Genomic DNA, 11,810 nt, shown 5'->3' on the forward strand with positions numbered 1-11,810 from the left:
GAGAATAGTTTTAATTATTCAGTATAAATTAAGTTCTAAGATAGGAACCCTATATTATATAATTATTGAATAAATAACTACAATAGAGTATATAATCAATAAGAGAATATTAAATAAGGATAATTAATGAATTTGAAGAATTTTAGTATATGCTAAACAATAGGAGCTCATACTTGACATAAATATAAAATAAATATAAAATAAATATAAAATATATGCAAATACTGGTTTGTAATATTGATTCAAAATTTAATGTATGCACCTTTTTGCTTTCATATTTATATAAAGTATAGTTTCCTTTAAAAAGCATAGGAGGTGTTATTTTGGAAAAATATATTAGTATTATTAGTGGTTTTGTTATATTAGTATTATCATTAGTGTTATTTCTTATATATCTTAATGTTCAAAAGAAAATTAAGATATCTCAGGATAAGATATTAGAGGCAGAGAAAGAGACTAAGGTTAAGCTTGAAGAAGCTAAAAGAGAAGCTGAGGCTTTAAGAAAAGAAGCTGTTTTAGAGGCAAAAGAAGAGGTTCATAGACTAAGAAATGACTTCGACAGAGAAAGTAGAGAAAGAAGAAATGAAATTCAAAGAATGGAAAGAAGACTTATCCAAAGGGAAGAATCTCTTGATAAAAAGGGAGATGCTCTTGAGAAGAAGGAAGAAGGATTAGGTAAAAAATTCCAGGAAATTGAAGCGGTAGAAGAAAGTGTTAAAGAACTTTACTCTAAGCAAAGAGAAGAGCTTGAAAGAATTTCAGGTCTTTCTTCAGAAGAGGCAAAAAACATTCTTTTAGAAGAAGTTAATAAGGAAATTAAACATGAAGCTGCAATGATGATTAAGGATGTTGAAACAAAGGCTCGTGAAGAGGCAGATAAGAGGGCTAAAGAAGTAATAACTACAGCCATTCAAAGATGTGCTGCTGATCATGTATCAGAGTCAACTGTTCATGTGGTAGCCCTTCCTAATGATGAAATGAAGGGTAGAATCATAGGAAGAGAAGGAAGAAATATAAGAACCTTAGAAACATTAACTGGCGTAGATTTAATAATAGATGATACCCCAGAGGCAGTAATATTATCAAGTTTTGATCCTATAAGAAGAGAAGTAGCAAGAACCGCTCTTGAAAAATTAATTGTAGATGGTAGAATCCATCCAGCAAGAATTGAAGAGATGGTTGAAAGAGCTAAAAAAGATGTTGAAAATGACATAAAAGAAGAAGGCGAACAGGCTACTTTCGAAACAGGAGTGCATGGTCTACATATAGAACTTATAAAGCTTCTTGGAAGACTAAAATATAGAACAAGTTATGGTCAAAATGTTTTAAAGCACTCTATGGAAGTTTCATATTTAGCAGGACTTATGGCTTCAGAACTTGGACTTGATGTAGCTACCGCTAAGAGAGCAGGATTACTACATGATATAGGTAAGGCTGTAGACCATGAAGTTGAAGGACCACATGCTTTAATTGGAGCAGAAATCGCTAAGAGATATCATGAATCTCCAATTATAGTTAATGCTATTGGAGCACACCATGGAGATATGGAGATGCAATCTCTAGAAGCAGTACTAGTTCAAGCAGCTGATGCAATCTCAGCAGCAAGACCAGGTGCAAGAAGAGAAACTCTAGAAGCTTACATTAAGCGTTTAGAGAAGCTTGAGGAAATTGCAAATTCTTATGAAGGTGTAGAAAGATCTTTTGCTATTCAAGCAGGTAGAGAAATAAGAATAATGGTTAGACCTGAAGAAATAGATGATGCTGGAGCTATAGATATGGCCAGAAATATGGTTAAGAAAATAGAAAATGAACTTGAGTATCCAGGTCAAATAAAAGTAAATGTAATAAGAGAAACCAGAGCAGTAGATTACGCAAAATAATAAGATTTTTAATAAGATACATTTTAATTAGTAAAATGTATCTTATTTTTGTAAAAAATTATAAAAGGAATTTTGAAAAGGTTTGTAGAATATATATTTTAGTGGCATTAATTTTAAATTATAAATGTATTAATTAGGGGGTAAAATCATGGAAGTATTAAAAGTTTCAACGAAATCAAATCCAAATTCAGTAGCAGGGGCACTAGCAGCTATATTAAAGGAGAGAAATATAGTAGAGATTCAAGCCATTGGAGCTGGAGCTATAAATCAAGCAGTTAAAGCTGTTGCAATAGCAAGAGGGTTTGTGGCACCTAGTGGTAAAGATATAGTATGTGTTCCAGCATTTACTGATATTGAGATAGATGGGGAAGAAAGAACAGCTATAAAATTAATAGTTCAACCTAGGTAAATATATTAAGAGAAGCTTGTATGTAAAGCTTCTCTTTTTTTATGTGTGCCCAGCATGAGCAATAACTTCTGCTGTTGGTCTGGTTGGGAATCACTAGATAATGACAAGGGTATCCACCGTGAGGTGAAATCAGAAGGAAACTAGAGATAAAGTCGGAGTAAGGAAAAACATAAAGCTGTAAATGGAAAACTAAATGCCTTAAAATATGTTATATAAAAAGTTAAGATTATAGATTATTACATAGTTATAGATATCACTTCTAAAACATTAATTTATATATTATAATATATAAAATACTTGGAGAAATCTTTCATAAATAAGCTTTTATAGGTGGAATTTAGTCAATAAGTTTTGTAAGTTATTATAAGTATTTTTAACTAGTTAAAGGTTTACATAGAGAAGTATAAATGATATATTTAATATATGAAAGTTAACTTTCATATATTAAATATAATAGAAAATATAGAAATCATTTTAACAAAAACTTTATATAAACTTTTTGATAGTATAATATATTAATTATAAGATAATCATATAAATGAAAGAATATAATATTATTAGGGGGATTTATAATGATACTTTCAAAAAAGGCAAAGGAAATATCACCATCATTAACCTTAGCTATAACAGCTAAAGCTAAAGCTATGAAAGCAGAAGGAATAAATGTTATAGGTTTTGGAGCTGGAGAGCCAGATTTTGATACTCCAGAGAATATACAAGAGGCTGCTATAGGAGCTATAAGAACTGGAAAAACTCGTTATACTGCTGCATCAGGTATTGATGAACTTAAAGATGCTATAGCGAATAAATTCCTTAAGGATAATGGACTTACTTATAATAAAAAGCAAATAATAATATCTACAGGAGCAAAACAATGCTTAGCTAATGCATTTCAAGCTATTTTAAATCCAGAAGATGAGGTTTTAGTACCTGTGCCTTATTGGGTAAGCTATCCTGAACTTATAAAATTAAGTGGTGGGGAGCCAGTCTTTGTTAACTGTAAAGAAAGTAATAATTTTAAATATACAAGAGAAGATTTAGAGGCAGCAGTAAGTGAAAAAACTAAAGCTATAATACTTAATAGTCCTAATAACCCAACAGGAACTGTTTATTCTAAGGAAGAATTGATAGAAATTTCAGAATTTGCAAAGGAACATGATCTTATAATAATATCCGATGAAATGTATGAAAAACTCATATATGGATCTAGTAAACATATAAGCATAGCTAGTCTTTCAGAAGATGCATATAATAGAAGTATAGTTATAAATGGAGTTTCTAAATCCTATGCTATGACAGGATGGAGAATAGGATATGCTGCTGCAAGTGAAGAGATAATAAAGCTTATGTCTAACATCCAAAGTCATACTACTTCTAATCCAAACTCTATAGCTCAATATGCATCAGTAGAAGCTTTAAATGGAGATCATTCAAAGGTTGATTCTATGATAATTGAATTTAAAAACAGAAGAAACTTTATGGTAGAAAGAATAGAAGAAATAGAAGGACTTACTTGTATAAATCCAGAAGGAGCTTTCTATGTTATGATTAACGTAGGATCTGTTATTGGAAAAGAATATGATGGAGAAAAAATAAATAGTTCTTTAGATTTTTCTAGTATACTTTTAGAAAAAGAAAGAGTAGCAGTAGTTCCAGGGGTAGCTTTTGGACTAGAAAATTACATAAGACTATCTTATGCCACATCCTTAGAGAATATAAAAGAAGGATTAAATAGAATAGAAAACTTTATTAAAAAGATAAAATAAATTTAATAAAATATAAAATTTTCCTAAAAAACATTGAACTAAGTGAAAAAAATGTTATAATAAAGGAGTTAATAAATCAAATAGTTAAAGAGGTGGAAGTAATGGTATCTAAAGAAGTTGTAGTAAAGAATTCAACAGGTTTACATGCTAGACCAGCTACTTTATTAGTAAAGAAAGCTTCAGCTTTTAAATCTGACATTAGCATAGAATTTAACGGAAAAAAAGCTAATGTAAAGAGTCTAATCGGTGTTTTATCCTTAGGAGTTACTAAAGATGCTAAGATAACAGTTGTTGCATCTGGAGATGATGAAACTTTAGCTGTAGAAGAAATAGCAAAGTTAATAGCTTCATTAGAAGAGTAATATATTTAATAAAATCAAAAGCCACTTAAATTTAAGTGGCTTTTGATTTTATTTGCTTACTAGGGATTTTCTGCTTTTAGAGATTAAAAAAACTAAATATAGTGCAGCGGCTCCGATTAAAATATAAATACCACGATGAATTGAGGGAATTTTACTAAAGAGAAGTCCTACTAAGTCAATATTAGAAATACCAATTAACCCCCAATTTATTGCTCCTATAAGTACTAGTATAGCTGCTAATTTGTCCAAAGAATTTAATTTGTACATATTGCATCCTCCCAAAACTGAAAATATGTTTTCTAATAAATTATATTAAAATAATTTTAAAATATAACTGATATTTTATTTTCATTATGTTATAATACGAATGAATAAACAATATACACAGATAATATTCGCTATGGAGGTTTTTTTATGAGAAATACATATAGTACGCCATTAAATAGTAGATATGCATCCAAAGAGATGAGTTATATATTCTCTGATGATATGAAGTTTTCTACATGGAGAAAACTTTGGGTGGCTTTAGCAGAAGGTGAAATGGAACTTGGTTTAAATATTACAAAGGACCAAGTTGATGAACTTAAATCCCATATATATGATATAAATTATGAAGAGGCTTTAGAAAAGGAAAGGGAAGTAAGACATGATGTTATGAGTCATGTTTATGCTTATGGACTTCTTTGTCCTAATTCTAAAGGAATAATACATCTTGGAGCAACCTCATGTTATGTTGGAGATAATACCGATATAATTATAATGAGAGATGGTTTGAATTTAATAAAGAAAAAGCTTGTAAAGATAATAAAACTTTTAAGTGATTTTGCTATAAAATATAAGGATATGCCAACTTTAGGGTTTACTCATTTTCAACCAGCGCAGCTAACCACTGTGGGAAAAAGAGCTACCCTTTGGATTCAAGATTTAGTTATGGATATAGAGAGTATAGATTTTCTTATAGGAACCTTAAAGCTTAGAGGTGTTAAAGGAACTACTGGTACTCAAGCCAGCTTTATGACTCTATTTGATGGAGATGAGGAAAAGGTTAAAGCTTTAGATAGGAAAATAGCAGAGAAGATGGGATTTTCAAAATCCTATGGGGTTACAGGGCAAACTTATCCAAGAAAACTTGACTCCATAGTATTAAATACCTTATCAGAGATAGCTCAAAGTTCATATAAGTTTTCTAATGATTTAAGATTACTTCAAAGTATGAAAGAAGTAGAGGAGCCTTTTGAAAAGAATCAAATAGGATCTTCAGCTATGGCATACAAGAGAAATCCTATGAGATCAGAGAGGATGGGAGCTTTAGCAAGATATGTAATAGTTGATGCTTTAAATCCTGCTATAACTGCATCTACTCAGTGGTTTGAAAGAACCTTAGATGATTCTGCTAATAAGAGAATAGCAGTGGCAGAAGCCTTTCTTGCTTTAGATGGAGTATTAAATCTATATATGAACATAGCAGAGAATATGGTAGTTTACGAAAAAGTAATAGCTGCCCATGTAAATAGGGAACTACCATTTATGGCTACAGAAAATATAATGATGGAAGCTGTAAAAAGAGGCGGAGATAGACAGGAGCTTCATGAGAGAATAAGAATACATTCCATGGAAGCAGCTCAAAGAGTCAAGGGAGAGGGTCTTGATAATGACCTAATAGATAGAATAGTAAAGGATGAAACCTTTGGACTTTCTGAGGAGGAGATTCTATCTATAATAGACTCTAAAAAGTTTATAGGAAGAGCTCCAAGCCAGGTTATAGAATTCATTGATGAATATGTGGCCCCAATAATTAACAGTAATAAAGATATATTGGATATAAATGCTGAAATAACAGTTTAATAATTAAAAAAGCTATAGGATTTGATAATAAAAATTTTACACTATTATCAAATCCTATTTCTATAGTTTAGAGATTATTTAAGATTACATATGCCTTATTAAAACTCATATATTAAAATGAAATAAATATATAAATGGGAGGAGAAAAATGATAAGAGTATTTACTATTTGTTATATTGAACATAAAGGGAAGACTTTAATGCTACATAGGATAAAAAAAGAAAACGACGTTCATCATGGAAAGTGGATAGGGGTTGGAGGAAAAGTAGAGAGTGGAGAAAGTCCAGAGGAATGCATAATAAGAGAAGTTAAAGAAGAGACGTCGCTTACAATAGAAAATCCTAAATTAAGAGGAATATTAACATTTCCTAATTTTGTAGAGGGTGAGGATAGGTTAGTATTTTTATATAGCGTAAAAGAATTCAAGGGAGAAATTCATAGTTGTGATGAAGGAGAACTTCATTGGATTGATAATAACAAGATTTTAGATCTTAACCTATGGCCAGGAGACAGATTATTTTTAGAATGGCTTAAAAAATATAAGATGTTTTCTGGAAAGCTTATTTATGAAAAGGGAGAACTTATGGATTATAGTCTCATAGTACACCAAAAATAGTAAATTTTTAGAATTTAATTATAAAACTAATTTATTAATGTTTAATTACATAAGGCTCGTAAAAATGAACCAATTGCAAAATAACACTTGGTTTATTTTTATGAGTCTTATTTAAATATATTTACCATAGAATACCTAGAATTAACTTTAAGTTATTATGATTTACAGACTATTAAAAGATTGAGCTTAGAAATTATATATCTATAGAGATACTATATTGTATATGGAATTAGACTTCAAACTACCATGACTTACAGTTTAGAAATGTTAAATTTGCATATAAATATTTATAATTACCTTAAAATCACTTAATATATTGCAAAAGTACTTATAAACACTTATAATCTATCTAGGAGGTGGGAAGGTGTATCAGGAAGAAAGACTTCAGTATATACTAAACCATTTAAGCAATAATAAACATATTTCTATTGAAGAAATATGCCTAGGTTGTAATGTGTCTAAGGATACAGCAAGAAGGGATTTAGTTTATCTTGAGAGGGAAGGTAAAATTATAAGGACCCACGGGGGAGCACTAGTACAAAACAAGAAAAATGAAATAAAAAGTTACTCATCAAGACTTAAAGTAGATTCAAAGGAAAAAAGTAAAATAGGAAATATAGCTTCTAATTTAGTTGAGGATGGAGATCTTATAATTTTAGATACTTCAACTACAGTGGAAGTTTTTTCTCATTGCTTAAAAAATAAAATTTGTACGGTAGTAACTAACTCTATAAATGTGGCAGAGGTTTTTATAGATAATGATAATATAGATGTTCATATTTTAGGAGGAAAAATAAATAAGAAGCATAGATTTTTATATGGTGGATATACTTTGGACATGCTTAATAATTACTTTGCTGATAAGGTGTTTTTAGGAGCATTAGGAGTCAGTGAATATGGGATAACCGTAGATAGTGATGAGGATGCTAAGGTTATGAGTAAAATGATAGAGCAGGGAAAAGAAGTTATAGTTTTAGTTGATAGTTCTAAAATTAATAATTCAGCTCATTTTAAGGTTTGTGATATAGATAAGGTGTCTTTAATAGTTACAGATAAAAAACCAAGTAATGAATTTATGAAAATGTTAGGGAATAAAAAAGTAGAATTAATTTTTGAATAAAGGAGATAGTATATGAAACTAATAGTAACAGACTTAGATGGGACTTTATTAAATAAAAGTCATATAGTTAGTATAGAAAATAAAAAAGTATTAAAAAGGGCTTTAGATAAAGGGGCCAATATAACCATTGCTTCTGGAAGAAATTATGGAGATATAAAGTCTATAAGTGATGGAATGGGAATAAAACCTTATATAATAAGTAGCAATGGTGGAAGTATATATGACAAAGAAGGAAAGAAATTAAAATCTACTTATATAGATAAGGAATTAGGTAATGAGTTAATAGGGGATTTAATAAAAGAGGGGTTCTTCCTAGAAGTTGCAACAGAGGATAGAGTTTTTGTACAAAAAGGCTGGGAGGATATACTTCATAAAGAATTTGCAGTTTTAAAGGATACAATTGAGTTAAAGGAAGAAGAATATAAATCATATATGAAAGCTATTAAAGGCATGAATGGACTTAAGGAAGTTGAGGATATCATGAAAGTTCTAGAGGATATAGATATATGTCTTATATCTGTTTGCTCCATTGATATAGAAAGACTTAAAAAAACTAAAAATGAAATAGAAAAGGATAGTAGCCTATCGTGCCCTTTTTCAGGAAAATTTAATTTTGAAATTATAAATAAGAAATCTACTAAAGGGGATGCTTTAGAGTTTTTATCAAATCATATAGGGGTGGATATGAAGGATATAATGGCAATTGGAGACAACTTTAACGATGAAACCATGATTAAAAGAGCGGGGATTGGAGTAGCTATGGGGAATGCAGATGAAAAAATTAAAAAAATAAGTGACTTTGTAACCAAGGATAATGGTGAGGATGGAGTGGCTTATGCTATAAACAAGTTTTTAGATGCAGAGGAAGAGGTTGCATCAACTAAGGAAGCATAAAGTATAGTAAAAGGTGTAGAGAAGTATTCTCTACACCTTTTACTATTTACATACCATTATATCTAAAATTAATTTATCAGTTTCTGTCATACCCTTTGAGCCTATTTTAGCTAGGTTCTTAATTGTTTTCTCTATATCCTTATCTATAATACCATCAGTTTCACCAATTTCTATTTTTTCTACTGCAAGAAGAGCAGACTGAATAGCAGCACTAACACCAGTGGATACTTTTAAAGCGCAACCAGTCTTCGCCCCATCACAAATCATTCCTACAATATTTCCAGCCATATTCTTTATGGAGTATGTTATGCTTTCAAAGTCTCCTCCTAAAAGATAGGTAATACCAGAACTTGCCCCAGTAGAAGCAACAACACAACCACATAGAGCAGAAAGTCTTCCAAGATAAGATTTTATATGTATAGCAATTAAATTTGCAAGTATTAGAGCCCTAGCTAATTTTTCATCACCAACTTTTAATTTCTCAGCAGCAGCTATTACAGGCATCATAACAGTGATGCCTTGATTACCGCTTCCGGAGTTACTCATAACAGGAAGCATACATCCCGCCATTCTAGCATCAGAGGCAGCAGCAGTTATGGCCATGGCATAGTTTTGTATATCATCGCTTAAGATTCCATTATTTATAGTTTTCATTAAAGTTTTTCCAACTCTTAAACCATAATCCATTTTTAATCCTTCTAAAGATACGGCTTTATTCATCTTAGCGGCATCCAGTATAAATTTTATGTTATTGAATTCTTCACCCATGGCAAAATCATATATATCTTTAACTGTAGTGTGAAAAGATACATTAGATTCATAGTCCTTTGGCTCCGGAAGTTCTTCTTTACCTTGGAAAATACAATTACCATTTTTTTCGACATAAACTATGTTAGAATGTCTATCACTTATTATTACCTTACAATATTCATCTTTGCTTTTTACTATAGCTTCTACATAAAGCTTTGATTCAACATCTTTAGTAGATACAGATACTCTATTATCTTTAACAAAGCTTTTAGCTGAGGAAATTTGTTCCTTAGTTATATCTTTTAAAACTTCAAGATCTGCATCAGGATTACCACCTAAGGCTCCAAGAGCAGCAGCTATATGAAGACCTACCATTCCAGTACCAGGTATACCTACACCCATTCCATTTTTTAGTATATTACAGCTCACATAAATTTCAATTTTATCTATTTTCTTAGGTAGCTCCTTAGAAGCTCTGCTACTAGCTAAAGCTACAGCAATAGGTTCAGTACATCCAAGAGCAGGTACTACCTCACATTTAAGAAGATTAATAAAAAAGTCCTTGTTTTTTATAGTCATAAAATAACCCCCCCGCTATCATTAAAAGTAAATTATTAAATATTTATTTATATTACAAATTATGATAAAAACCTTTTCAAATATATAATACTATTAAGTTACAGAGTAAATCAAACCTTTATAGAAAAGCCTTTATAAGACTTTTTTATACCTAACCATTCATATCATATTACTTTGTTAGTATATTGTAGTTAGTTTTTAATTTATCCTATAAGAACTAATAAACTTACCTATGGAAAGTAAAGAGGCTTCCCCTGTCAAAAAGTTTTCCACTTTTTAAAGAGATATAATTTATGTTTTGAGAAGATAGAAACTCTATAATTTCATTGCCGTAGTCATAACACTTCAAATCACCGAAGAAACCTAAAGTATTTTTAGACAAAAGTCCACAGCATCCTCCTATAAATCCGTAATTCATTCCTTCAAGGATAATATCACCATAGGGAATATGAAGAATATTTAAATTAGTATTTTTTAAGCTATCTGCTATGGAATTGTCACTGGTTATTATAGATGAAGGAGACAAAATTGCAGTAGAGCACTTAGTATATCCTTGTTTAACATCTACATTTATTTTGCTACTCATAAAATCTAATAATTTACTATCACTGTATTTTAAATTATGAAGAAAATAATCTCCAAAGGATGCACCATTAAGAATTATATCTTTTGGATAGCTTTCTTCCAATGAATACTGAGATAAATGAACATTAAAATTTAAACTTTTTAATGTAGTAATAAAATCATTATCCATATCTTTATGAACTATTATATTATAATCATCAATAATATGTAGTTGGATATCTGGATGACCATTAATAGCTTCATAAACTCTATTACATTTTGGGACTTTTAATATAGTAAAATCCAAGTTTCTAAGAGAAGTTTCTTCTTCCTTTGATATTCTATAGTCTACTATTATATATTTCATAAAAAACCTTCTCTTACAATCCTTAAAAGTCATATATTGGGTTATGGAGAAATTTAAAAATTTCTTCCGGTTAATTCCTGGAATCTCTCCAAGTATAGGAAATACTTTTGCTTCAATAGGTTCAATCTTTTTAAAATTATCATCTAAGTCTTTCACTTCATCTGTTAATTCCTTTTCTATTTCCAATTCTTCAATTAGTTCATATTCAACAAACTCTAAAAACTCATTTATAAATTTCTTAAATCCAGCTGTTCTTCCTTGATTTCCTAGTATCAATCTTTCTTCAACTCTAGTCATAGCTACATATAGTATCCTTTTATTTTCTCTTTCTTCTTTTTCTTGTACATGGCTATATATTTCATCATACACTGGAGAAATACCCTCATGTTTAATACCTAGTCCTAACCCTTTTTCAAATAGTATAGAAGAAGTATCTATATTGAATTTTTTAGACATTTGAGGAATGATTATAACTTTAAATTGAAGACCTTTAGATTTATGTATAGTCATAAGCTTCACACTATTTCCGTCTTCAGTTTGTATTTTTGCTTGAGATTCATCTATACCTTTCCTTTTCATTTCTTCTAAATAGCCAATAAAATCTTCAATAGTACCACTTTCTTCTTCTGTATACTCTCTAGCCATTTCTAGAAATTTA

11 protein-coding genes are annotated in these 11,810 nt (G+C 30.0%); 8 read left to right on the forward strand and 3 right to left on the reverse strand.

The window, feature by feature from the left end:
* Positions 1-323: 323 nt before the first annotated feature.
* The 4 genes from rny (at position 324) to AB2369_RS06830 (ending at position 4,417) form a co-directional block, all read left to right on the forward strand.
* Positions 324-1,880: a ribonuclease Y gene (gene rny / locus AB2369_RS06815; RefSeq protein ID WP_367665728.1), complete on the forward strand. Its 1,557-nt coding sequence runs from the start codon at positions 324-326 to the stop codon at positions 1,878-1,880.
* A 148-nt stretch (positions 1,881-2,028) separates the two neighbouring features.
* Positions 2,029-2,289: a stage V sporulation protein S gene (locus tag AB2369_RS06820; protein ID WP_027634240.1), complete on the forward strand. Its 261-nt coding sequence runs from the start codon at positions 2,029-2,031 to the stop codon at positions 2,287-2,289.
* A gap of 572 nt (positions 2,290-2,861) precedes the next feature.
* Positions 2,862-4,055 (forward strand): pyridoxal phosphate-dependent aminotransferase, encoded by a 1,194-nt coding sequence (locus AB2369_RS06825; RefSeq protein WP_367665729.1) that lies wholly within the window; start codon positions 2,862-2,864, stop codon positions 4,053-4,055.
* Positions 4,056-4,156: 101 nt separating this feature from the next.
* The gene (locus AB2369_RS06830; RefSeq protein ID WP_367665730.1) at positions 4,157-4,417 is read left to right on the forward strand and encodes an HPr family phosphocarrier protein; all 261 of its coding nucleotides are present in this window, start codon (positions 4,157-4,159) and stop codon (positions 4,415-4,417) included.
* Positions 4,418-4,465: 48 nt separating this feature from the next.
* Here the strand turns inward: AB2369_RS06830 and AB2369_RS06835 are convergent, their stop codons facing one another.
* Positions 4,466-4,684 carry a DUF378 domain-containing protein gene (locus AB2369_RS06835; RefSeq protein WP_367665731.1) on the reverse strand — a complete coding sequence of 73 codons (219 nt, stop codon included), beginning with the start codon at positions 4,682-4,684 and terminating at the stop codon, positions 4,466-4,468.
* A 147-nt stretch (positions 4,685-4,831) separates the two neighbouring features.
* Here AB2369_RS06835 and purB point away from each other — a divergent pair, with 147 nt between their 5' ends.
* The 4 genes from purB (at position 4,832) to AB2369_RS06855 (ending at position 8,892) form a co-directional block, all read left to right on the forward strand.
* The gene (gene purB / locus AB2369_RS06840; protein WP_367665732.1) at positions 4,832-6,262 is read left to right on the forward strand and encodes an adenylosuccinate lyase; all 1,431 of its coding nucleotides are present in this window, start codon (positions 4,832-4,834) and stop codon (positions 6,260-6,262) included.
* Positions 6,263-6,410: 148 nt separating this feature from the next.
* Positions 6,411-6,878: an NUDIX domain-containing protein gene (locus AB2369_RS06845; RefSeq protein WP_367665733.1), complete on the forward strand. Its 468-nt coding sequence runs from the start codon at positions 6,411-6,413 to the stop codon at positions 6,876-6,878.
* 364 nt (positions 6,879-7,242) lie between these two features.
* The gene (locus AB2369_RS06850) at positions 7,243-7,998 is read left to right on the forward strand and encodes a DeoR/GlpR family DNA-binding transcription regulator (RefSeq protein ID WP_367665734.1); all 756 of its coding nucleotides are present in this window, start codon (positions 7,243-7,245) and stop codon (positions 7,996-7,998) included.
* 12 nt (positions 7,999-8,010) lie between these two features.
* Positions 8,011-8,892, forward strand: coding sequence for a Cof-type HAD-IIB family hydrolase (locus AB2369_RS06855; protein ID WP_367665735.1), 882 nt, complete (start codon positions 8,011-8,013; stop codon positions 8,890-8,892).
* 42 nt (positions 8,893-8,934) lie between these two features.
* Here AB2369_RS06855 and AB2369_RS06860 read toward each other — a convergent pair whose 3' ends face one another.
* On the reverse strand, positions 8,935-10,221 hold the full coding sequence (locus AB2369_RS06860) for a serine dehydratase subunit alpha family protein (RefSeq protein ID WP_367665736.1): 1,287 nt from the start codon (positions 10,219-10,221) through the stop codon (positions 8,935-8,937).
* Between the two features lie 226 nt (positions 10,222-10,447).
* On the reverse strand, positions 10,448-11,810 hold a 1,363-nt coding region (locus AB2369_RS06865; RefSeq protein WP_367665737.1), incomplete at its 5' end, for a DUF6873 family GME fold protein.

It is taken from the genome of Clostridium sp. (assembly GCF_040797585.1).
In the GTDB taxonomy this organism is placed as follows: Bacteria; Bacillota; Clostridia; order Clostridiales; family Clostridiaceae; genus Clostridium_Z.